2 protein-coding genes are annotated in these 26,977 nt (G+C 63.6%); both read right to left on the reverse strand.

Annotation, left to right across the window (positions count from 1 at the left end; all coding sequences use genetic code 11):
- Window positions 1–96 precede the first annotated feature (96 nt).
- Entirely contained in the window at window positions 97–426 is a 330-nt protein-coding gene (locus tag AR456_RS11255) for a hypothetical protein (RefSeq protein WP_021817287.1), read from the reverse strand.
- A gap of 118 nt (window positions 427–544) precedes the next feature.
- Entirely contained in the window at window positions 545–26,836 is a 26,292-nt protein-coding gene (locus AR456_RS21290) for an Ig-like domain-containing protein (protein WP_056933003.1), read from the reverse strand.
- Between the last annotated feature and the right edge of the window lie 141 nt (window positions 26,837–26,977).

Here is a 26,977-nt window from a genome sequence, read left to right on the forward strand (position 1 = left end):
ACCCCATAGGTACAGGGCCCAAGGTTCACATTCGAGGTTACTTACAGCTTCTAACGTACAGCTTACAGCTTGGGCTGCTCGTAGCTCGTAGCAAGACTAGATCAGAGGCTCATCATCTCCGACCAGGTCAACATCGTTATAACGGCGGCGCAGCGACTGACGCTGCATGATCTTGTCTCGAGCAGCCTGCGGAAGGTCAGTGAAGCTGATGACTCCCTTGTCCATCAGCAGGTCCAGCACGTCCTCCAGCACACGCACGAAATCAAGGTCCGACTGCTGGAGACGAACACGTTCATCAGCCCCCTTGACCTCGGCGAGGAACTGCAGCAGATCCGAGTCATCAGCGTCAACCTGCTCTGTACACTGCGCCGTCGCTACCTTGCTTACGCTGAGAATCCTTCTGTCAGCATCGCGCTGAACATACATGTTCTACCTCCATAGTCACCACTTGAGGCCCCTACTGTCGTCGATTCAACATAGCTCAAACCCTGCATCAGAGCGCTACGGGACGCGACAACATGGTGTCGCGCCCCGTAGCGATAGATCACTCGATATCCAATTGCCCCTGGTCAATCATCTGGGACAGGAAGTCGTGCGAGTTCTGCCCTCCCATGCTGACATTCTCCAGTTTGATCTTCTGGTCAGCATTGCTGTTATCCTTCGCGAGGTCACCATCACTCTTGATATAGAGTGTGGTCGAGCTACCAGCCTGCTCAGCGTGAATATAGCCATCCAATGCCGTCTGATCGGTATCATTCTGAGCATCATAGCCCTCGAGCAGATCTCCGAGTGACAAGCGGTCTCCTTCACCAGCGTCGAAGTTGCCAACGTCGAAGTTCAGAATTCGGTCTTCCACCGGAGCGTCCGAGCTACCCGCATCCCCCAGTTGCCAGGCAAAGGTATCCGCAAAGACCTCGTTGCTGTTCAGGGTATCACCGATCAGTTCATCACTCCCCTGACCACCGATCAGCAGGTCACGGCCAGCGCCGCCATTGAGTACATCATCACCGCCCTTGCCGTCGAGGGTATCATCGCCTCCCGAGCCCCCGGAGATCGCTTCCGCGTCGGCAGTACCCTCCAGTGTGTCATTCTCTGCGGTACCCGCTATCACCGGAAGGTCCGCAAAATCGGGGGCAGCCACATCCGAATAGGTGTTGTAGTAGTCGAACCCACGATCACTGAAGGCAATATCCCCATTGGGCAAGCCGTTGATATTGATCTCCAGGGTCTGCTCGACCCGATCACCGTCCTGATCGGCAATGTAATAGGTGAAGGTCTCGGTCAGAACATCGCCGACATCCATCCCATCACGAGCTTCACGACTGATGCTGTAGCTGTAACTACCATCGCTGTTCGTTGTCAGTTCACCATACTGACCGCTGACCACCCCATCGGCGTTGGCACCGACCCAGCCCAGACTGTCCTCGATATCGGGCTCATCGGCACCGTAGGCGATGATATCGTCGATGACGGTACCTTCCAGCAACGGAAGATCATCGGTCGATGAAATCCGCGCGTACAGCAGGTAATGGTTAACCTGATCCTCGTAGGTTCTGATGGTATTGACCAGATTACCGTTATCGAGGAAGCCCTCGATCTTGAGAATGAACTCTCGATCCCCCACCGTGATCCTCTGGGTGGTTGTGGGATTGGTGATCTGAATAATATCTCGGTTCTGGGCAGCCGTCCCCGTATTGGACGTTTCGGTGTGATCCAGTTTGACGGTCGTCGAGATTCGCGTATCGACACCGTCAATACTCACCGTGAAGTCGACTTTGAGATCGACTTTATCCAAGGTGTTCCGTCCACCAGTGACAACCTTGTTGTCATGGGTAAATGTCCCCAATGAAAACAGTGAGTCCGTCGGCACCGCTGCACCACTATACAGGCCATCAGCATACTTGAACCTGTAGCCAGCCCCGCCCCAGTAAAGGCTGATCAACGTTGAACTGCTGCTCTCATCAATCGAGTCGTTACTGGTGCCGGTGCCCTTGATATTCACCCAATCGGCACGCAAGGTATGGATCAACTGCTCGCTGATCGGCACCATCAGGTCGCTATCCGGCGAATAGGTCACCGGCGTGTCATCGCGAATGGCGATATCGAGGCTATCCGTGAACTCACTGCCATCATCATCTCGAGCCACCACAGCAAAGGACTCGAAAACATCATCGATGTTGGCCCCCTGAGTGCTGTGCTCCAGGCTGTTGCTGGTCAGCTCATAGCGCCAGGTGAAGACACCACTCTCATCGCCAGGTTCGATGGTCAGAGTGCCCAGATCGGTGGTGATCGAGCCGCCATTCAGCACTTCCATACCGGCTACGGTCAGTGATGCCAGCGCATCGGCGCCGGTGTCGATGGTGAAAGCGCCGGTAGTGATGTTGGAACCATCACCCGCCCGTGAACCGGTGCTGAGCCCCGCTTCGTCGACTTCGCCATCGGTACCGGTCAGTGCAGGAATCAACGGCGTTGAATCATCGGCCACATTGAGCGTCAACAAGGCCGTCGACGTATCACCATCACCATCGGTGATGGTGTAATCGATCTCCACCGTCCCCTCTACACCGCGAGCCGCCCTGAAGATCACCTCGCCGGTTTCGGGGTCAACATCCACATCCCCCAGTGCCGGGTTACGCAGTTTGGCACTGGCCAAGGTGGCACCATCGGCGCCTTGACTGTCATTGGCGACAACGTCATAGCGGAAGGTTCCATCCTCGGGAACATCTTCCATCGGGGTGTCATCAGCCGCTACCGGTGAGTCATCATTGATATGGATATTGAGCACGCCTTCCGCCGTGTCACCATCCACATCGCTGATTTCATACCGCGCTCCGATATACAGATTGTCTTCGCTATCCGCTACCGGGTGATCCAGCGGCTTGTGCAGTGTCACCGTGTAGTCACCGGTGGATACATTCGTCAGCTCGAGCGTCAGTACCGTTTCGCCAGCAGCAGATCCTGTCAGCGTCAGACCATCGGCACTCACCGAGAACTCGACGTCCTCACCACCCGACGTCAGCGCCGGAAGATCCTTCAGCAGCCACGTGAAGGAACCTTCACCATCACCGCCGAAGCGATACACCATGTTGCTGCTGAAGCTGGAACCTGCAGCGGCCCCTATGTCATCAGGACCACCCTCCAGACCTCCTGGCAAGGCATCTTCATCCAGATGTAGCGTGTCGGGATTGATATCAGGATCGGTTTCCGACGTTGACGGCTGCTCGGGATCGGTGACATTGAAGGTCAGCAGCGCCGTATCGGTATCACCATCGGTATCCTTCATGGTGTATTCGATCACGACCTTGCCTTCAAAGGTCTCGTTGGGATGGAAGATGACATCTTCACCGACAAGCTCGATGGTCCCCGCTCTCGCGGCGGCCTCCGCCTGAGAGGCATCATCCTGACCGATCACCTCGTCACCCAGCATGACCAGGCGCGCAGACACCAGTTCACCACCATAGAATTCCTGCGCTGTATCGCTGGTATCCTCGTGACTGTCACCACCGGCTCGGTCATTCTGGAGCACATTGAAGGCATGTCCATACTGGCTGTACTGTTCGACCGAACCGCCATCATCGTCCATGGCGATCGGCGAATCATCGTTGACGTGTACCTTGATCGCCCCCTTGGCTTCATCACCATTACCATCGGCAACGACATAACCGATGTTGAACTCGATGTTATCCTCGATACTATCGGTGGTATCCGGATGGTCCAGCCCCTGCCAGATGGAAATGGTGTAATGAGGGCGTGGGTCATCGGGATCTGTTGAACGCTCGAGAACGAAGTCCAGCACCAACTCACCCTGCTCATTACGCCCTTCAACGATCATCATTTCGCCGAGGCCGGCCGTACCGGAAAAGCTGAAGGCGACTTTACTGCCCTGACTGGTGAGATCCGTCGGGAAGCTGTCAAGATCCCATTGAAGATATCCCTCTCCATCGGGACCAAAGTCAAGATCGAGCCGTCCTTCAAAGGTGGCGGCCTCCCCAGCCACATCACCATTACCACCCGCATTGCCTACCACAACACCGCCGTGTTCAATGCCATCCTCATCCAGCATCACCAGTTCGGGATCAACCGGCACCTCCGGCTTGTCAGGATCGGTAACATCCACCTGGAACGACGCACTGGACGTATCACCATCGCCGTCGGTGATGTTGTAATCAATGGTCGCCGTACCCTCGAAATCATCCGTCGGCGTAAAGACGATGTTGCCATCGCCATCGAGAGTGACCGAGCCATGGGTACCATTCGCCAGGCTGACACCGGTCACGGCCGCGCCGTCAGCCCCCTGAGTGTCGTTAGCCAACACATCCGCGGCATCGATGACCAGCGGCGTATGCTGGTCAGTGGTCAACGTCTTGTCATCCACTGCAGTCGGTTCGGTGTCCAGCGTCTCCACCGTCAAGGTGCCGCTGGTGCTCTCGCCGGCCACGTCGGTCACGGTGACGTCGAAGCTGTCGACCTGTGCGGCATCGTCAGTGTGGTCTTCGGCGTCGCTGTCTTCGGTGTAGCTGTAGCGGATCACGCCCGTGGCCGCGTCGTAGTCGGTCACCGTCAGCGAGCCACGCTCCGTGGTGGCAATCGCGATCGGGTTGTCGGCACTGGCGGAGGTCACGTCCACGCCGCCCACGCTCACCGCGGCAATGCCGGCCTCGGCACTCACCGTCAATGTGCCGGTCACCGTCTCGCCGCTGCCTTCGGTCACGCTGTTGTCGGCGTCACTCGCCGTGCCATCAGCATCCTCTGGGGTCACCACCGGCGGTGCATCGCTCTGGCCGGTAATGGTGATCGTCAGCGTCGCCTCACTCGCATCACCATCGGCGTCGGTCAGGGTGTAGACCAGCGTCTCGGTCAGCGTCTCGCCGTCATCCAGCGCCTGCACGGCCGGCAACTCGTTGTTCAACGCATACGTCCAGGTCCCATCACCGTTGTCGGTGAAGGTACCGTACTGCGTCGCCGTCGGGTCATTGAAGGCCACACGGCCGAGGCCGTCGGCACTCTGGGTGTCGTTGGTCAATACGGTTCCCGTCACCGGGTCGACCGCATCCTCCTCGACGCTTGCACTGTCGTCGGCAGCGCTCGGTTCGGTGTCCAGCGTCTCCACCGTCAAGGTGCCGCTGGTGCTCTCGCCGGCCACGTCGGTCACGGTGACGTCGAAGCTGTCGACCTGCTCCTCGCGGTGATCTTCCGCATCGCTGTCTTCGGTGTAGCTGTAGCTGATCACGCCGGTGGCCGCGTCATAATCGGTCACCGTCAGCGAGCCACGATCCGTGGTGGCAATCGCGATCGGGTTGTCGGCACTGGCCTGGGTCACGTCCACGCCACCCACGGTTACCCCGGCAATGCCGGCTTCCGCACTCACGGTCACCGTACCGGTCACCGTTGCACCGCTGTCTTCCACCACGCTGTTGTCCGCGCTGCTCGCGGTACCGTCGCTGTCCTCCGGAGTCACCACCGGCGGTGCATCGGTCTGGCCGGTGATGGTGATCGTCAGCGTCGCTTCACTGGTGTCGCCATCGGCATCGGTCACGGTGTAGACCAGACTCTCGGTCAGCGTCTCACCGTCATCCAGCGCCTGCACGGCCGCCAGTGAGTTGTCCAGCTCGTACGACCAGGTGCCGTCACCGTTGTCGGTGAAGGTACCGAACTGTGCCGCCGCCGGATCATTGAAGGCCACCTCTTCGGCATCGGCACTGTGCGTGTCGTTGTCCGTCACGTTGCCGGTCACCGTGGTGCTGTCTTCGGCGATGCTGGCCGCGTCGTCCTCGGCCGTCGGTTCGGTATCCAGCGTCTCCACCGTCAAGGTGCCGCTGGTGCTCTCGCCGGCCACGTCGGTCACGGTGACGTCGAAGCTGTCGAGCTGCTCCTCGCGGTGATCCTCGGCATCACTGTCTTCGGTGTAGCTGTAGCGGATCACGCCGGTGGCCGCGTCGTAATCGGTCACCGTCAGCGAGCCGCGATCGGTGGTGGCGATCGCGATCGGGTTGTCGGCACTCGCCGAGGTGACGTCCACCCCGCCCACGCTCACCGCGGCAATGCCGGCCTCGGCACTCACCGTCAGCGTGCCGGTCACCGTTTCGCCGCTGCCTTCGGTCACGCTGTTGTCGGCGTCACTCGCCGTACCGTCGGCGTCCTCCGGGGTCACCACCGGCGGTGCATCGGTCTGGCCGGTGATGGTGATCGTCAGCGTCGCTTCACTGGTGTCGCCATCGGCATCGGTCACGGTGTAGACCAGACTCTCGGTCAGCGTCTCACCGTCATCCAGCGCCTGCACGGCCGGCAGTGAGTTGTCGAGTTCGTACGACCAGCTGCCATCACCGTTGTCGGTGAAGCTGCCGTACTGTGCCGCGGTGGGGTCATTGAAGGCCACACGGCCGAGGCCATCGGCACTCTGGGTGTCGTTGGTCAATACGGTTCCCGTCACCGGGTCGACCGCATCCTCCTCGACGCTTGCACTGTCGTCGGCAGCGGTTGGTTCGGTGTCCAGCGTCTCCACCGTCAAGGTGCCGCTGGTGCTCTCGCCGGCCACGTCGGTCACGGTGACGTCGAAGCTGTCGACCTGCTCCTCGCGGTGATCTTCCGCATCGCTGTCTTCGGTGTAGCTGTAGCTGATCACGCCGGTGGCCGCGTCATAATCGGTCACCGTCAGCGAGCCACGATCCGTGGTGGCAATCGCGATCGGGTTGTCGGCACTGGCCTGGGTCACGTCCACCCCACCCACGGTTACCGCGGCAATGCCGGCCTCGGCACTCACCGTCAGCGTGCCGGTCACCGTCTCGCCGCTGCCTTCGGTCACGCTGTTGTCGGCATCACTCGCCGTACCGTCGGCGTCCTCCGGGGTCACCACCGGCGGTGCGTCGGTCTGGCCGGTGATGGTGATCGTCAGCGTCGCTTCACTCGCGTCACCATCGGCGTCGGTCAGGGTATAGACCAGGCTCTCGGTCAGCGTGTCGCCGTCATCCAGCGCCTGTACCGCTGCGAGGCTGTTGTCGAGTTCGTACGACCAGGTCCCATCACCATTGTCGGTGAAGCTGCCGTACTGTGCCGCCGTCGGGTCATTGAAGGCCACACGGCCGAGGCCGTCGGCACTCTGGGTGTCGTTGGTCAATACGGTTCCCGTCACCGGGTCGACCGCATCCTCCTCGACGCTTGCACTGTCGTCGGCAGCGCTCGGTTCGGTATCCAGCGTCTCCACCGTCAAGGTGCCGCTGGTGCTCTCGCCGGCCACGTCGGTCACGGTGACGTCGAAGCTGTCGACCTGCTCCTCGCGGTGATCCTCGGCATCACTGTCTTCGGTGTAGCGGTAGCGGATCACGCCAGTGGCCGCGTCGTAGTCGGTCACCGTCAGCGAGCCACGATCGGTGGTGGCGATCGCGATCGGGTTGTCGGCGCTCGCCGAGGTCACGTCCACGCCGCCCACGCTCACCGCGGCAATGCCGGCCTCGGCACTCACCGTCAGCGTGCCGGTCACCGTCTCGCCGCTGCCTTCGGTCACGCTGTTGTCGGCGTCACTCGCCGTACCGTCGGCGTCCTCCGGGGTCACCACCGGCGGCGCGTCGGTCTGGCCGGTGATGGTGATCGTCAGCGTCGCTTCACTCGCGTCACCATCGGCGTCGGTCAGGGTATAGACCAGGCTCTCGGTCAGCGTCTCGCCGTCATCCAGCGCCTGTACCGCTGCGAGGCTGTTGTCGAGTTCGTACGACCAGCTGCCATCACCATTGTCGGTGAAGGTACCGTACTGTGCCGCCGTCGGGTCATTGAAGGCCACACGGCCGAGGCCGTCGGCACTCTGGGTGTCGTTGGTCAGCACATCGCCGGTCAGGGCGGTGCTGGTGTCTTCGGCCAGTTCGGCGCTGTCGTCGGCAGCGCTCGGTTCGGTATCCAGCGTCTCCACCGTCAAGGTGCCGCTGGTGCTCTCGCCGGCGACGTCGGTCACGGTGACGTCGAAGCTGTCGAGCTGTGCGGCATCGTCAGTGTGGTCTTCGGCGTCGCTGTCTTCGGTGTATACGTAACGGATCACGCCGCTGGCCGCGTCGTAGTCGGTCACCGTCAGCGAGCCACGATCGGTGGTGGCAATCGCGATCGGGTTGTCGGCACTCGCCGAGGTCACGTCCACGCCGCCCACGCTCACCGCGGCAATGCCGGCCTCGGCACTCACCGTCAGCGTGCCGGTCACCGTCTCGCCGCTACCTTCGGTCACGCTGTTGTCGGCGTCACTCGCCGTACCGTCGGCGTCCTCCGGGGTCACCACCGGCGGCGCGTCGGTCTGGCCGGTGATGGTGATCGTCAGCGTCGCTTCACTCGCGTCACCATCGGCGTCGGTCAGGGTATAGACCAGGCTCTCGGTCAGCGTCTCGCCGTCATCCAGCGCCTGTACCGCTGCGAGGCTGTTGTCGAGTTCGTACGACCAGGTCCCATCACCGTGGTCGGTGAAGCTGCCGTACTGTGCCGCCGTCGGGTCATTGAAGGCCACGCTGCCGAGGCCGTCGGCACTCTGGGTGTCGTTGGTCAGCACATCCCCGCTCAGGGCGGTGCTGGTGTCTTCGGCCAGTTCGGCGCTGTCGTCGGCTGCGCTCGGTTCGGTATCCAGCGTCTCCACCGTCAAGGTGCCGCTGGTGCTCTCGCCGGCGACGTCGGTCACGGTGACGTCGAAGCTGTCGAGCTGTGCGGCATCGTCAGTGTGGTCTTCGGCGTCGCTGTCTTCGGTGTATACGTAACGGATCACGCCGCTGGCCGCGTCGTAGTCGGTCACCGTCAGCGAGCCACGCTCCGTGGTGGCAATCGCGATCGGGTTGTCGGCACTGGCCTGGGTCACGTCCACGCCACCCACGGTTACCGCGGCAATGCCGGCTTCCGCACTCACGGTCACCGTACCGGTCACCGTTGCACCGCTGTCTTCCACCACGCTGTTGTCCGCGCTGCTCGCGGTACCGTCGGCGTCCTCCGGGGTCACCACCGGCGGCGCGTCGGTCTGGCCGGTGATGGTGATCGTCAGCGTCGCTTCACTGGTGTCGCCATCGGCATCGGTCACGGTGTAGACCAGGCTCTCGGTCAGCGTGTCGCCGTCATCCAGCGCCTGTACCGCTGCGAGGCTGTTGTCGAGTTCGTACGACCAGGTCCCATCACCATTGTCGGTGAAGGTACCGTACTGTGCCGCCGTCGGGTCATTGAAGGCCACGCTGCCGAGGCCATCGGCACTCTGGGTGTCGTTGGTCAATACGGTTCCCGTCACCGGGTCGACCGCATCCTCCTCGACGCTTGCACTGTCGTCGGCAGCCGTTGGTTCGGTGTCCAGTGTCTCCACCGTCAGCGTGCCGCTGGTGCTCTCGCCGGCGACGTCGGTCACGGTGACGTCGAAGCTGTCGACCTGCGCGGCATCGTCAGTGTGGTCTTCGGCGTCGCTGTCTTCGGTGTATGCGTAACGGATCACGCCAGTGGCCGCGTCGTAGTCGGTCACCGTCAGGGAGCCGCGATCGGTGGTCGCAATCGCGATCGGGTTGTCGGCACTGGCGGAGGTGACGTCCACCCCGCCCACGCTCACCGCGGCAATGCCGGCCTCGGCACTCACCGTCAGCGTGCCGGTCACCGTCTCGCCGCTACCTTCGGTCACGCTGTTGTCGGCGTCACTCGCCGTACCGTCGGCGTCCTCCGGGGTCACCACCGGCGGCGCGTCGGTCTGGCCGGTGATGGTGATCGTCAGCGTCGCTTCACTCGCGTCACCATCGGCGTCGGTCAGGGTATAGACCAGGCTCTCGGTCAGCGTGTCGCCGTCATCCAGCGCCTGTACCGCTGCGAGGCTGTTGTCGAGTTCGTACGACCAGCTGCCATCACCGTTGTCGGTGAAGCTGCCGTACTGTGCCGCCGTCGGGTCATTGAAGGCCACACGGCCGAGGCCGTCGGCACTCTGGGTGTCGTTGGTCAATACGGTTCCCGTCACCGGGTCGACCGCATCCTCCTCGACGCTTGCGCTGTCGTCGGCAGCCGTTGGTTCGGTGTCCAGCGTCTCCACCGTCAAGGTGCCGGTGGTGCTCTCGCCGGCCACGTCGGTCACGGTGACGTCGAAGCTGTCGACCTGTGCGGCATCGTCAGTGTGGTCTTCGGCGTCGCTGTCTTCGGTGTAGCTGTAGCGGATCACGCCGGTGGCCGCGTCATAATCGGTCACCGTCAGCGAGCCACGATCCGTGGTGGCAATCGCGATCGGGTTGTCGGCACTGGCCTGGGTCACGTCCACGCCACCCACGGTTACCGCGGCAATGCCGGCTTCCGCACCCACGGTCACCGTACCGGTCACCGTTGCACCGCTGTCTTCCACCACGCTGTTGTCGGCGCTGCTCGCGGTACCGTCGCTGTCCTCCGGAGTCACCACCGGCGGCGCGTCGGTCTGGCCGGTGATGGTGATCGTCAGCGTCGCCTCACTCGCGTCACCATCGGCGTCGGTCAGGGTATAGACCAGACTCTCGGTCAGCGTCTCGCCGTCGTCCAGCGCCTGTACCGCTGCGAGGCTGTTGTCGAGTTCGTACGACCAGGTCCCATCACCGTGGTCGGTGAAGCTGCCGTACTGTGCCGCCGTCGGGTCATTGAAGGCCACACGGCCGAGGCCGTCGGCACTCTGGGTGTCGTTGGTCAGCACATCACCGGTCAGGGCGGTGCTGGTGTCTTCGGCGATGCTGGCCGCGTCGTCCTCGGCCGTCGGTTCGGTATCCAGCGTCTCCACCGTCAAGGTGCCGCTGGTGCTCTCGCCGGCGACGTCGGTCACGGTGACGTCGAAGCTGTCGAGCTGTGCGGCATCGTCAGTGTGGTCTTCGGCGTCGCTGTCTTCGGTGTATACGTAACGGATCACGCCGCTGGCCGCGTCGTAGTCGGTCACCGTCAGCGAGCCACGATCGGTGGTGGCAATCGCGATCGGGTTGTCGGCACTCGCCGAGGTCACGTCCACGCCGCCCACGCTCACCGCGGCAATGCCGGCCTCGGCACTCACCGTCAGCGTGCCGGTCACCGTCTCGCCGCTACCTTCGGTCACGCTGTTGTCGGCGTCACTCGCCGTACCGTCGGCGTCCTCCGGGGTCACCACCGGCGGCGCGTCGGTCTGGCCGGTGATGGTGATCGTCAGCGTCGCTTCACTCGCGTCACCATCGGCGTCGGTCAGGGTATAGACCAGGCTCTCGGTCAGCGTCTCGCCGTCATCCAGCGCCTGTACCGCTGCGAGGCTGTTGTCGAGTTCGTACGACCAGCTGCCATCACCGTTGTCGGTGAAGCTGCCGTACTGTGCCGCCGTCGGGTCATTGAAGGCCACACGGCCGAGGCCGTCGGCACTCTGGGTGTCGTTGGTCAATACGGTTCCCGTCACCGGGTCGACCGCATCCTCCTCGACGCTTGCGCTGTCGTCGGCAGCCGTTGGTTCGGTGTCCAGCGTCTCCACCGTCAAGGTGCCGGTGGTGCTCTCGCCGGCCACGTCGGTCACGGTGACGTCGAAGCTGTCGACCTGTGCGGCATCGTCAGTGTGGTCTTCGGCGTCGCTGTCTTCGGTGTAGCTGTAGCGGATCACGCCGGTGGCCGCGTCATAATCGGTCACCGTCAGCGAGCCACGATCCGTGGTGGCAATCGCGATCGGGTTGTCGGCACTGGCCTGGGTCACGTCCACGCCACCCACGGTTACCGCGGCAATGCCGGCTTCCGCACTCACGGTCACCGTACCGGTCACCGTTGCACCGCTGTCTTCCACCACGCTGTTGTCGGCGCTGCTCGCGGTACCGTCGCTGTCCTCCGGAGTCACCACCGGCGGCGCGTCGGTCTGGCCGGTGATGGTGATCGTCAGCGTCGCTTCACTCGCGTCACCATCGGCGTCGGTCAGGGTATAGACCAGGCTCTCGGTCAGCGTGTCGCCGTCATCCAGCGCCTGTACCGCTGCGAGGCTGTTGTCGAGTTCGTACGACCAGGTCCCATCACCATTGTCGGTGAAGGTACCGTACTGTGCCGCCGTCGGGTCATTGAAGGCCACGCTGCCGAGGCCATCGGCACTCTGGGTGTCGTTGGTCAATACGGTTCCCGTCACCGGGTCGACCGCATCCTCCTCGACGCTTGCACTGTCGTCGGCAGCCGTTGGTTCGGTGTCCAGTGTCTCCACCGTCAGCGTGCCGCTGGTGCTCTCGCCGGCGACGTCGGTCACGGTGACGTCGAAGCTGTCGACCTGCGCGGCATCGTCAGTGTGGTCTTCGGCGTCGCTGTCTTCGGTGTATGCGTAACGGATCACGCCAGTGGCCGCGTCGTAGTCGGTCACCGTCAGGGAGCCGCGATCGGTGGTCGCAATCGCGATCGGGTTGTCGGCACTGGCGGAGGTGACGTCCACCCCGCCCACGCTCACCGCGGCAATGCCGGCCTCGGCACTCACCGTCAGCGTGCCGGTCACCGTCTCGCCGCTACCTTCGGTCACGCTGTTGTCGGCGTCACTCGCCGTACCGTCGGCGTCCTCCGGGGTCACCACCGGCGGCGCGTCGGTCTGGCCGGTGATGGTGATCGTCAGCGTCGCTTCACTCGCGTCACCATCGGCGTCGGTCAGGGTATAGACCAGGCTCTCGGTCAGCGTGTCGCCGTCATCCAGCGCCTGTACCGCTGCGAGGCTGTTGTCGAGTTCGTACGACCAGCTGCCATCACCGTTGTCGGTGAAGCTGCCGTACTGTGCCGCCGTCGGGTCATTGAAGGCCACACGGCCGAGGCCGTCGGCACTCTGGGTGTCGTTGGTCAATACGGTTCCCGTCACCGGGTCGACCGCATCCTCCTCGACGCTTGCGCTGTCGTCGGCAGCCGTTGGTTCGGTGTCCAGCGTCTCCACCGTCAAGGTGCCGGTGGTGCTCTCGCCGGCCACGTCAGTCACGGTGACGTCGAAGCTGTCGAGCTGCTCCTCGCGGTGATCCTCGGCATCACTGTCTTCGGTATAGCTGTAGCGGATCACGCCGGTGGCCGCGTCGTAATCGGTCACCGTCAATGAGCCGCGCTCCGTGGTCGCGATCGCGATCGGGTTGTCGGCACTCGCCGAGGTCACGTCCACCCCGCCCACGCTCACCGCGGCAATGCCGGCCTCGGCACTCACCGTCAGTGTGCCGGTCACCGTCTCGCCGCTACCTTCGGTCACGCTGTTGTCGGCGTCACTCGCCGTACCGTCGGCGTCCTCCGGGGTCACCACCGGCGGCGCGTCGGTCTGGCCGGTGATGGTGATCGTCAGCGTCGCCTCACTCGCGTCACCATCGGCGTCGGTCAGGGTATAGACCAGACTCTCGGTCAGCGTCTCGCCGTCGTCCAGCGCCTGTACCGCTGCGAGGCTGTTGTCGAGTTCGTACGACCAGCTGCCATCACCATTGTCGGTGAAGGTACCGTACTGTGCCGCCGTCGGGTCATTGAAGGCCACGCTGCCGAGGCCATCGGCACTCTGGGTGTCGTTGGTCAGCACATCGCCGGTCAGGGCGGTGCTGGTGTCTTCGGCCAGTTCGGCGCTGTCGTCGGCAGCGCTCGGTTCGGTGTCCAGTGTCTCCACCGTCAGCGTGCCGCTGGTGCTCTCGCCGGCGACGTCGGTCACGGTGACGTCGAAGCTGTCGAGCTGCTCCTCGCGGTGATCCTCGGCATCACTGTCTTCGGTATAGCTGTAGCGGATCACGCCAGTGGCCGCGTCGTAGTCGGTCACCGTCAGTGAGCCACGATCGGTGGTGGCAACCGCGATCGGGTTGTCGGCGCTGGCGGAGGTCACGTCCACGCCGCCCACGCTCACCGCGGCAATGCCGGCCTCGGCACTCACCGTCAGCGTGCCGGTCACCGTCTCGCCGGAGCCTTCGGTCACGCTGTTGTCGGCATCACTCGCCGTGCCATCAGCGTCCTCCGGGGTCACCACCGGCGGCGCGTCGGTCTGGCCGGTGATGGTGATCGTCAGCGTCGCCTCACTCGCGTCACCATCGGCGTCGGTCAGGGTATAGACCAGGCTCTCGGTCAGCGTCTCGCCGTCATCCAGCGCCTGTACCGCTGCGAGGCTGTTGTCGAGTTCGTACGACCAGGTCCCATCACCGTGGTCGGTGAAGCTGCCGTACTGTGCCGCCGTCGGGTCATTGAAGGCCACGCTGCCGAGGCCGTCGGCACTCTGGGTGTCGTTGGTCAGCACATCCCCGCTCAGGGCGGTGCTGGTGTCTTCGGCCAGTTCGGCGCTGTCGTCGGCAGCGCTCGGTTCGGTATCCAGCGTCTCCACCGTCAAGGTGCCGCTGGTGCTCTCGCCGGCCACGTCGGTCACGGTGACGTCGAAGCTGTCGACCTGTGCGGCATCGTCAGTGTGGTCTTCGGCATCACTGTCTTCGGTGTAGCTGTAGCGGATCACGCCCGTGGCCGCGTCGTAGTCGGTCACCGTCAGCGAGCCACGCTCCGTGGTGGCAATCGCGATCGGGTTGTCGGCACTGGCGGAGGTCACGTCCACGCCGCCCACGCTCACCGCGGCAATGCCGGCCTCGGCACTCACCGTCAATGTGCCGGTCACCGTCTCGCCGCTGCCTTCGGTCACGCTGTTGTCGGCGTCACTCGCCGTGCCATCAGCATCCTCTGGGGTCACCACCGGCGGTGCATCGCTCTGGCCGGTAATGGTGATCGTCAGCGTCGCCTCACTCGCATCACCATCGGCGTCGGTCAGGGTGTAGACCAGCGTCTCGGTCAGCGTCTCGCCGTCATCCAGCGCCTGCACGGCCGGCAACTCGTTGTTCAACGCATACGTCCAGGTCCCATCACCGTTGTCGGTGAAGGTACCGTACTGCGTCGCCGTCGGGTCATTGAAGGCCACACGGCCGAGGCCGTCGGCACTCTGGGTGTCGTTGGTCAATACGGTTCCCGTCACCGGGTCGACCGCATCCTCCTCGACGCTTGCGCTGTCGTCGGCAGCCGTTGGTTCGGTGTCCAGCGTCTCCACCGTCAAGGTGCCGGTGGTGCTCTCGCCGGCGACGTCGGTCACGGTGACGTCGAAGCTGTCGACCTGTGCGGCATCGTCAGTGTGGTCTTCGGCATCACTGTCTTCGGTGTATGCGTAACGGATCACGCCGGTGGCCGCGTCGTAGTCGGTCACCGTCAATGAGCCACGCTCCGTGGTGGCGATCGCGATCGGGTTGTCGGCACTCGCCGAGGTGACGTCCACGCCGCCCACGCTCACCGCGGCAATGCCGGCCTCGGCACTCACCGTCAGCGTGCCGGTCACCGTTTCGCCACTGCCTTCGGTCACGCTGTTGTCGGCATCACTCGCCGTGCCGTCGGCGTCCTCCGGGGTCACCACCGGCGGCGCGTCGGTCTGGCCGGTGATGGTGATCGTCAGCGTCGCCTCACTCGCGTCACCATCGGCGTCGGTCAGGGTATAGACCAGGCTCTCGGTCAGCGTGTCGCCGTCATCCAGCGCCTGTACCGCTGCGAGGCTGTTGTCGAGTTCGTACGACCAAGTCCCATCACCATTGTCGGTGAAGCTGCCGTACTGTGCCGCCGTCGGATCATTGAAGGCCACACGGCCGAGGCCATCGGCACTCTGGGTGTCGTTGGTCAATACGGTTCCCGTCACCGGGTCGACCGCATCCTCCTCGACGCTTGCACTGTCGTCGGCAGCCGTTGGTTCGGTGTCCAGCGTCTCCACCGTCAAGGTGCCGCTGGTGCTCTCGCCGGCCACGTCGGTCACGGTGACGTCGAAGCTGTCGACCTGTGCGGCATCGTCAGTGTGGTCTTCGGCGTCGCTGTCTTCGGTGTAGCTGTAGCGGATCACGCCAGTGGCCGCGTCGTAGTCGGTCACCGTCAGCGAGCCACGCTCGGTGGTGGCAATCGCGATCGGGTTGTCGGCGCTGGCGGAGGTCACGTCCACGCCGCCCACGGTTACCGCGGCAATGCCGGCCTCGGCACTCACCGTCAGCGTGCCGGTCACCGTCTCGCCGCTGCCTTCGGTCACGCTGTTGTCGGCGTCACTCGCCGTGCCATCAGCATCCTCTGGGGTCACCACCGGCGGTGCATCGCTCTGGCCGGTAATGGTGATCGTCAGCGTCGCCTCACTCGCGTCACCATCGGCGTCGGTCAGGGTATAGACCAGGCTCTCGGTCAGCGTCTCGCCGTCGTCCAGCGCCTGCACGGCCGGCAGTGAGTTGTCCAACGCATACGACCAGCTGCCATCACCGTTGTCGGTGAAGCTGCCGTACTGTGCCGCCGTCGGGTCATTGAAGGCCACGCTGCCGAGGCCGTCGGCACTCTGGGTGTCGTTGGTCAGCACATCCCCGCTCAGGGCGGTGCTGGTGTCTTCGGCGATGCTGGCCGCGTCGTCCTCGGCCGTCGGTTCGGTATCCAGCGTCTCCACCGTCAGTGTGCCGGTGGTGCTCTCGCCGGCCACGTCGGTCACGGTGACGTCGAAGCTGTCGACCTGTGCGGCATCGTCAGTGTGGTCTTCGGCGTCGCTGTCTTCGGTGTAGCTGTAGCGGATCACGCCGGTGGCCGCGTCATAATCGGTCACCGTCAGCGAGCCACGATCCGTGGTGGCAATCGCGATCGGGTTGTCGGCACTGGCCTGGGTCACGTCCACGCCACCCACGGTTACCGCGGCAATGCCGGCCTCGGCACTCACCGTCAGCGTGCCGGTCACCGTTTCGCCGCTGCCTTCGGTCACGCTGTTGTCGGCGTCACTCGCCGTACCGTCGGCGTCCTCCGGGGTCACCACCGGCGGTGCATCGGTCTGGCCGGTGATGGTGATCGTCAGCGTCGCTTCACTGGTGTCGCCATCGGCGTCGGTCACGGTGTAGACCAGACTCTCGGTCAGCGTCTCGCCGTCATCCAGCGCCTGCACGGCCGCCAGTGAGTTGTCCAGCTCGTACGACCAGGTGCCGTCACCGTTGTCGGTGAAGGTACCGAACTGTGCCGCCGTCGGATCATTGAAGGCCACCTCTTCGGCATCGGCACTGTGCGTGTCGTTGTCCGCCACGTTGCCGGTCACCGCCGTGGTGCTGTCTTCGGCGATGCTGGCCGTGTCGTCTTCGGCCGTCGGCTCGGTATCCAGCGTCTCCACCGTCAGTGTGCCGCTGGTGCTCTCACCGGCCACGTCGGTCACGGTGACGTCGAAGCTGTCGACCTGCGCCGTCTGGTGATCTTCCGCATCGCTGTCTTCGGTGTAGCTGTAGCTGATCACGCCGGTGGCCGCGTCATAATCGGTCACCGTCAGCGAGCCACGATCCGTGGTGGCAATCGCGATCGGGTTGTCGGCACTGGCCTGGGTCACGTCCACGCCACCCACGGTTACCGCGGCAATGCCGGCCTCGGCACTCACCGTCAGCGTGCCGGTCACCGTTTCGCCGCTGCCTTCGGTCACGCTGTTGTCGGCGTCACTCGCCGTACCGTCGGCGTCCTCCGGGGTCACCACCGGCGGTGCATCGGTCTGGCCGGTGATGGTGATCGTCAGCGTCGCTTCACTGGTGTCGCCATCGGCGTCGGTCACGGTGTAGACCAGACTCTCGGTCAGCGTCTCGCCGTCATCCAGCGCCTGCACGGCCGCCAGTGAGTTGTCCAGCTCGTACGACCAGGTGCCGTCACCGTTGTCGGTGAAGGTACCGAACTGTGCCGCCGTCGGATCATTGAAGGCCACCTCTTCGGCATCGGCACTGTGCGTGTCGTTGTCCGCCACGTTGCCGGTCACCGCCGTGGTGCTGTCTTCGGCGATGCTGGCCGTGTCGTCTTCGGCCGTCGGCTCGGTATCCAGCGTCTCCACCGTCAGTGTGCCGCTGGTGCTCTCACCGGCCACGTCGGTCACGGTGACGTCGAAGCTGTCGACCTGCGCCGTCTGGTGATCTTCCGCATCGCTGTCTTCGGTGTAGCTGTAGCTGATCACGCCGGTGGCCGCGTCATAATCGGTCACCGTCAGCGAGCCACGATCCGTGGTGGCAATCGCGATCGGGTTGTCGGCGCTGGCGGAGGTCACGTCCACGCCGCCCACGCTCACCGCGGCAATGCCGGCCTCGGCACTCACCGTCAGCGTGCCGGTCACCGTTTCGCCGCTGCCTTCGGTCACGCTGTTGTCGGCATCACTCGCCGTGCCGTCGGCGTCCTCCGGGGTCACCACCGGCGGCGCATCGCTCTGGCCGGTAATGGTGATCGTCAGCGTCGCCTCACTCGCGTCACCATCGGCATCGGTCAGGGTATAGACCAGGCTCTCGGTCAGCGTCTCGCCGTCATCCAGCGCCTGTACCGCTGCGAGGCTGTTGTCGAGTTCGTACGACCAGGTCCCATCACCGTTGTCGGTGAAGCTGCCGTACTGTGCCGCCGTCGGGTCATTGAAGGCCACGCTGCCGAGGCCATCGGCACTCTGGGTGTCGTTGGTCAGCACATCCCCGCTCAGGGCGGTGCTGGTGTCTTCGGCCAGTTCGGCGCTGTCGTCGGCAGCGCTCGGTTCGGTATCCAGCGTCTCCACCGTCAAGGTGCCGCTGGTGCTCTCGCCGGCCACGTCGGTCACGGTGACGTCGAAGCTGTCGAGCTGCTCCTCGCGGTGATCTTCCGCATCGCTGTCTTCGGTGTATGCGTAACGGATCACGCCCGTGGCCGCGTCATAATCGGTCACCGTCAGCGAGCCACGCTCGGTCGTGGCAATCGCGATCGGGTTGTCGGCACTGGCGGAGGTCACGTCCACACCGCCCACGCTCACCGCGGCAATGCCGGCCTCGGCACTCACCGTCAGCGTGCCGGTCACCGTCTCGCCGGAGCCTTCGGTCACGCTGTTGTCGGCATCACTCGCCGTGCCGTCGGCGTCCTCTGGGGTCACCACCGGCGGTGCATCGCTCTGGCCGGTGATGGTGATCGTCAGCGTCGCCTCACTCGCGTCACCATCGGCGTCGGTCAGGGTATAGACCAGCGTCTCGGTCAGCGTCTCGCCGTCATCCAGTGCCTGTACCGCTGCGAGGCTGTTGTCGAGTTCGTACGACCAGGTCCCGTCACCATTGTCGGTGAAGCTGCCGTACTGTGTCGCCGTCGGGTCATTGAAGGCCACGCTGCCGAGGCCGTCGGCACTCTGGGTGTCGTTGGTCAATACGGTTCCCGTCACCGGGTCGACCGCATCCTCCTCGACGCTTGCGCTGTCGTCGGCAGCCGTTGGTTCGGTGTCCAGCGTCTCCACCGTCAAGGTGCCGGTGGTGCTCTCGCCGGCGACGTCGGTCACGGTGACGTCGAAGCTGTCGAGCTGTGCGGCATCGTCAGTGTGGTCTTCGGCATCACTGTCTTCGGTGTATGCGTAACGGATCACGCCGGTGGCCGCGTCGTAGTCGGTCACCGTCAATGAGCCACGCTCCGTGGTGGCGATCGCGATCGGGTTGTCGGCACTCGCCGAGGTCACATCCACGCCGCCCACGCTCACCGCGGCAATGCCGGCTTCCGCACTCACGGTCACCGTACCGGTCACCGTTGCACCGCTGTCTTCCACCACGCTGTTGTCCGCGCTGCTCGCGGTACCGTCGCTGTCCTCCGGAGTCACCACCGGCGGCGCATCGGTCTGGCCGGTGATGGTGATCGTCAGCGTCGCTTCACTGGTGTCGCCATCGGCATCGGTCACGGTGTAGACCAGACTCTCGGTCAGCGTCTCACCGTCATCCAGCGCCTGCACGGCCGGCAGTGAGTTGTCGAGTTCGTACGACCAGCTGCCATCACCGTTGTCGGTGAAGGTACCGTACTGCGTCGCCGTCGGGTCATTGAAGGCCACGCTGCCGAGGCCGTCGGCACTCTGGGTGTCGTTGGCCAGCACATCGCCGGTCAGGGCGGTGCTGGTGTCTTCGGCCAGTTCGGCGCTGTCGTCGGCAGCGCTCGGTTCGGTATCCAGCGTCTCCACCGTCAAGGTGCCGCTGGTGCTCTCGCCGGCCACGTCGGTCACGGTGACGTCGAAGCTGTCGACCTGTGCGGCATCGTCAGTGTGGTCTTCGGCGTCGCTGTCTTCGGTGTAGCTGTAGCGGATCACGCCCGTGGCCGCGTCGTAGTCGGTCACCGTCAGCGAGCCACGCTCCGTGGTGGCAATCGCGATCGGGTTGTCGGCACTGGCGGAGGTCACGTCCACGCCGCCCACGCTCACCGCGGCAATGCCGGCTTCCGCACTCACGGTCACCGTACCGGTCACCGTTGCACCGCTGTCTTCCACCACGCTATTGTCGGCGCTGCTCGCGGTACCGTCGCTGTCCTCCGGAGTCACCACCGGCGGTGCATCGGTCTGGCCGGTGATGGTGATCGTCAGCGTCGCTTCACTGGTGTCGCCATCGGCATCGGTCACGGTGTAGACCAGACTCTCGGTCAGCGTCTCACCGTCATCCAGCGCCTGCACGGCCGCCAGTGAGTTGTCCAGCTCGTACGACCAGGTGCCGTCACCGTTGTCGGTGAAGGTACCGAACTGTGCCGCCGCCGGATCATTGAAGGCCACCTCTTCGGCATCGGCACTGTGCGTGTCGTTGTCCGTCACGTTGCCGGTCACCGTGGTGCTGTCTTCGGCGATGCTGGCCGTGTCGTCCTCGGCCGTCGGCACATCGTCCAGAACGTCAATACCCAGCTTCGCGGTGGCGGTGTCGCCATCGGAGTCGGTGACTTCCAGGTTGAAGATGTCACGCACATGGTCGGCGGCGGTACCGCCACCATCGACGTGCTCGTCGGTGCTGCCGTTGAGCGTGTAGCTCCAGCTGTAGACGCCATCCGTCTCGGTCACGGTCAACGTACCGAGGTCGGTGGTGACCGTGATGCCGTCACTACCGGCATTGGTCACATCGGTGCCGTTGACGGTCAGGGCCTGCAGGTCGTCGCCGCGGGTCTCGATATTGAACACGCCCGAGGTGGTCTCGCTGTCGGCGTCCGCATCGCTGCCACCACTCAGGCCCGCCTCGTCGACGGTATACAGCGCGTCGCCTGCAGCCGGATCGATATCGTCGTTCGGATCATCGGGATCACCCGGATCAGGACCATCCGGTACGCCGGGTTCCTCCGGCGGTACCACGATCTCCGGCGTGGAGTCGGCATCCACCGTCACCGTCAGCGTGGCATCGCTGGTATCACCATCGGCGTCGGTGATGGTGTAGTCGATCAGGGCATCGCCTTCAAAGCCCGGCGCCGGGGTGAAGGTTACCGTGCCATCGGCATTGAACGTCAGGTCGCCATCATCAGTGTTCTGCAGCGCGGCATGCGTCAGGGTCGCGCCATCGGCGCCCTGGGTATCGCTGGTGCCATCGCTGTTGGTCAGCACGTTGTAGCTGACCGCCTCGTCCTCGCCAGTGGTGGTCGTGTCGTCCACCGCGGTCGGCACATCGTCCTGAACGTCGATGCCCAGCTTCGCGGTGGCGGTGTCGCCATCGGAGTCGGTGACTTCCAGGTTGAAGATGTCACGCACGTTGTCGGCATCGGTGCTGTCGACTGTGCTGTGCTCGTCGGTGCTGCCGTCGAGCGTATAGCTCCAGCTGTAGACGCCATCCGTCTCGGTCACGGTCAACGTACCGAGGTCGGTGGTGACCGTGATGCCGTCACTACCGGCATTGGTCACATCGGTGCCGTTGACGGTCAGGGCCTGCAGGTCGTCGCCGCGGGTGCCGATATTGAACACCCCCGAGGTGGTCTCGCTGTCGGCGGCCGCATCGCTGCCACCGCTCAGGCCCGCCTCATCGACGGTATACAGCGCATCGCCTGCGGCCGGATCGATGTCGTCGTTCGGGTCATCGGGATCACCCGGATCAGGACCATCCGGCACACCGGGGTCTTCCGGCGGCACGACGATCTCCGGCGTGGAATCAGGTGCGACGGTGACCGTCAGCGTGGCATCGCTGGTATCGCCATCGGCATCGGTGATGGTGTAGTCGATCAGTGCATCGCCTTCAAAGCCCGGTGCCGGGGTGAAGGTTACCGTGCCATCGGCCTCGAAGGTCAGCGTGCCCTGGCTGTCGTCGACCAGGCTCGCGGCAGTCAGGATCGCGCCATCGGCGCCCTGGGTATCGCTGGTGCCATCGCTGTTGGTCAGCACGTTGTAGCTGACCGCCTCGTCCTCGCTGGTGGTGGTCGTGTCGTCCACCGCCGTCGGCACGTCGTCCTGAACGTCGATGCCCAGCTTCGCGGTGGCGGTGTCGCCATCGGAGTCGGTGACTTCCAGGTTGAAGATGTCACGCACGTTGTCGGCATCGGTGCTGTCGACCGTGCTGTGATCGGTGGTGTTGTCGCTGAGTGTGTAGCTCCAGCTGTAGACGCCATCCGTCTCGGTCACGGTCAACGTACCGAGGTCGGTGGTGACCGTGATGCCGTCACTACCGGCATTGGTCACATCGGTGCCGTTGACGGTCAGGGCCTGCAGGTCGTCGCCGCGGGTCTCGATATTGAACACGCCCGAGGTGGTCTCGCTGTCGGCATCCGCATCGCTGCCACCGCTCAGGCCCGCCTCGTCGACGCTGTACAGTGCATCGCCTGCGGTCAGATCGATGTCGTCGTTCGGGTCATCGGGATCACCCGGGTCGGGACCATCCGGCACACCGGGTTCCTCCGGCGGCACCACAATCTCCGGCGTGGAGTCGGCATCCACCGTCACCGTCAACGTCGCGGTGCTGGTATCACCATCGGCGTCGGTGATGGTGTAGTCGATCAGGGCATCGCCTTCGAAGCCCGGCGCCGGGGTAAAGGTCACCGTGCCATCGGCCTCGAAGGTCAGCGTGCCCTGGCTGTCGTCGACCAGGCTCGCGGCAGTCAGGATCGCGCCATCGGCGCCCTGGGTATCACTGGTGCCATCGCTGTTGGTCAGCACGTTGTAGCTGACCGACTTGTCTTCGCCGGTAGTGGTCGTGTCGTCCACCGCGGTCGGCACATCATCCTGAACGTCGATGCCCAGCTTCGCGGTGGCGGTGTCGCCATCGGAGTCGGTGACTTCCAGGTTGAAGATGTCACGCACATGGTCGGCGGCGGTGCCGCCACCATCGACGTGCTCGTCGGTGCTGCCGTTGAGCGTATAGCTCCAGCTGTAGACGCCATCCGTCTCGGTCACGGTCAGCGTGCCGAGGTCGGTGGTGATCGTGATGCCGGCACTACCGGCATTGGTCACATCGGTGCCATTGACGGTCAGACTCTGCAGGCTGTCGCCGCGGGTGTCGATATTGAACACCCCCGAGGTGGTCTCGCTGTCGGCATCCGCATCGCTGCCACCGCTCAGGCCCGCCTCGTCGACGCTGTACAGTGCATCGCCTGCGGTCGGATCGATGTCGTCGTTCGGGTCATCGGGATCGCCCGGATCTGGACCATCCGGCACACCGGGCTCCTCCGGCGGTACCACGATCTCCGGCGTGGAGTCGGCATCCACCGTCACCGTCAGGGTGGCATCGCTGGTATCGCCATCGGCATCGGTGATGGTGTAGTTGATCAGTGCATCGTCTTCGAAGCCCGGCGCCGGGGTGAAGGTTACCGTGCCATCGGCATTGAACGTCAGATCGCCATCATCAGCGTTCTGCAGCGCGGCATGCGTCAGGATCGCGCCATCGGCGCCCTGGGTATCGCTGGTGCCATCGCTGTTGGTCAGCACATTGTAGCTGACCGCCTTGTCCTCGCCGGTGGTGGTCGTGTCATCCACCGCCGTCGGCACGTCATCCTGAATATCAATACCCAGCTTCGCGGTGGCGGTGTCGCCATCGGAGTCGGTGACTTCCAGGTTGAAGATGTCACGCACGTGATCGGCGGCGGTGCCGCCACCATCGACGTGCTCGTCAGTGCTGCCGTCGAGCGTATAGCTCCAGCTGTAGACACCGCCGTTTTCGGTGACGGTCAGCGTGCCGTACTCGCCCGCGATCTCGATGCTGTCGGGCGCACTGTCGGCGCTGAGCAGCGCGGTCACATTGGTGCCGTTGACCGTCAGCTGCTGCAGCTCATCGCCGAAGGTGTCGATATTGAACACGCCCGAGGTCGTCGCACTGCCGTCGCCGGCACGGCTGCCGTCGGCCAGCCCGGCTTCCTCGACGCTGTACAACGCATCCCCTGCGCTCGGATCGATGTCGTCGTTCGGGTCATCGGGGTCGCCCGGATCAGGACCATCCGGCACACCGGGCTCCTCCGGCGGTACCACGATCTCAGGCGTGGAGTCTTCCGCCACCGTTACCGTCAGCGTCGCGGTGCTGGTATCGCCATCGGCGTCGGTGATGGTGTAGTCGATCAGCACATCGCCCTCGACGCCTGCGGTCGGGGTAAAGATCACCGTGCCGTCGGCCTCGAAGGTCAGCGTGCCTAGGCTGTCGTCGGCCAGGCTCGCGGCAGTCAGGGTCGCGCCATCCGCGCCCTGGGTATCGCTGGTGCCGTCGCTGTTGGTCAGCACGTTGTAGCTGACCGCCTCATCCTCGCCGGTGGTGGTTGTGTCATCCACCGCGGTCGGCACATCGTCTTGGATATCGATACCCAGCTTCGCCGTCGCCGTGTCACCGTCGCTGTCGGTGACTTCCAGGTTGAAGATGTCGCGCACATGATCGGCGGCAGTGCCGCCACCAGCGACGTGCTCGTCGGTGCTGCCGTCGAGCGTATAGCTCCAGCTGTAGACGCCATCCGTCTCGGTCACGGTCAGCGTGCCGAGGTCTGTGGTGATCGTGATACCGGCACTACCGGCATTGGTCACATCGTTGCCATTGACGGTCAGGCTCTGCAGGCTGTCGCCACGGGTGTCGATATTGAACACGCCCGAGGTGGTCTCGCTGTCAGCGGCCGCATCGCTGCCACCGCTGAGGCCCGCCTCATCGACGCTGTAAAGCGCATCGCCCGCAGACGGGTTGATGTCGTCGTTCGGATCATCGGGATCGCCCGGATCAGGACCATCCGGCACACCGGGTTCCTCCGGCGGTACCACGATCTCAGGCGTGGAGTCTTCCGCCACCGTCACCGTCAACGTCGCATCGCTGGTATCACCATCGGCGTCGGTGATGGTGTAGTCGATCAGTGCATCGCCTTCGAAGCCCGGCGCCGGGGTGAAAGTGACCGTGCCATCATCGTTGAGCACCACTTCGCCCTGGCTCGGATCTCGCAGGCTGACAGTGGTTACTTCAGCACCATCCGCCCCTTCAATGTCATTACCAATGACATCAACCGTTACGGGGGTCTCCTCGTCCGTCTCGGAAGCATCATCAATGGCCGTAGGAACGTCATCCTGGATTTCCAGCGTCAGCTTCGATCGAGCACTATCGCCATCGCTGTCAGTCACCTCGACTCGGAAGGTGTCACGTACATTGTCGTCGTTCGTGCCCGGGCTGGAGTGCTCATCGCTCGGAGTCGTCAGTTCGTACTCCCAGTGATAATCACCGTTGTCGTCTACGGTCACCGTCAAGGTGCCTTTATCAGTAGTGACAACTCCACCATCGGTGACATCGACACCATTGACTACCAGCGAACCTACACCATCATCACCAGTGTCAATGTCGAAAGTACCTGTCGCGCGTTCACTGCCGGAACCAGAATCACTACCGCCGCTCAGGCCTGACTCACTGACGGTATACACGCCATCTCTGGCATCCGGATCATTAGGGTCTACAGGTGGAACAACAATTTCCGGCGTGGAATCAGGTGCGACGGTGACCGTCAGCGTGGCATCGCTGGTATCACCATCGGCGTCGGTGATGGTGTAATCGATCAGAGCATTACCTTCGAAACCGGGCGCTGGAGTGAAGGTGACGGTGCCATCTTCGTTGAGTACCACGCTGCCCTGACTCGGATCACGCGGGCTGGCAGCAGTTACCTCGGCACCATCCGCCCCTTCAATGTCATTGCCGATGACATCAACGGTGACCGGAGTATCTTCGTCCGTTCTGGCAGTATCATCGATGGCCGCAGGCACATCATCAATGATGGCAATATCCAGCGACCCAGTCGCCGTGCTGCCATCCACATCAGTGACCGTAACGCTGATGGAGTCCAGTACACCTTCATCGGTGCCGCCGGGCACATTATCACCATCGATGTTCTCGGAAAGCACATAGGTATAAGTGACCGTACCGCCATTCTCATCACCGGTGAATCCGGTCAAGATCAGCGTGCCAAATGGTGTCTCGACAGTCAGAGGGTTACTGGACAAGGACTGCAGGCGACCGATATCCAAAGGGCCGCTATTACCGACGGTCAATGCCCCCAGCCCATCCGGTGAAGAAAAGCCAAAGCTGCCACTCTGTGTTACCAGAGCACTATCGGGAGAGCTGCCATCGGGCAAGCCGGATTCCCGGACCAGTTGTTCTGCCCCGGTAAAAGCCGCAGCATAGTCGTCGTCAGCCGGGTTATGCGGATTACCGGGATTGTCGGGTGTTTCGGGAATATCTGGCGTGTCAGGTGCAGGGGGCTCAAGTCCTGTCAATGATACTGGCTGATCAGGCCCGTCTTGCCCGAAGCCATTACCCTCACCAACCTCGATGCCATCACGACTTCCGAGATCAAAATCGAAAGAAAGCGGGTCTACATCTTCGACAATGCGCAGCAGGCGCACAAAACTATGCCCCTCCGACGCAGGGCCTGCACCATCGGAACCAGCTGCCGGCTCCTCCAGAGCATCCAACAAGTCGCCATCGCCACTCTCGAGCAGTTCTATAACCTCGGCGACAGAACCGGACTCCAGTACCAGGTCACTGGTCAGATCGCCTTGCCCCAACTGCGCATTCAACGCAACCTGAGTCGACTCCCCAATCGTTACTGGGTCACGTCCATCAGGCAGTTGCATACGGACACTGGCGCCTTCGGAGGTAATGATGACCTCTCCCGCTTGAAGGGTATCCCCTTCACGCGCCACCCGCAGATCACCTTCTGCGTCTCTGATCCATGCCTTGCCTGTAACGGAAGTGATTGTCGCCACGATCATACGGATATCCCGAGTCCCGAAAATAGTTGACTAGCCCATTAAAGCGGGAAGCTATCATCTCCTCAGGCGGGTCTATATTGTACCGACGGTCAATACGGCATATTTCGCGCGGAAATGTGCTGGCTTGCACGACGCAACCCT

It is taken from the genome of Halomonas huangheensis (assembly GCF_001431725.1).
Lineage (GTDB): Bacteria > Pseudomonadota > Gammaproteobacteria > Pseudomonadales > Halomonadaceae > Halomonas > Halomonas huangheensis.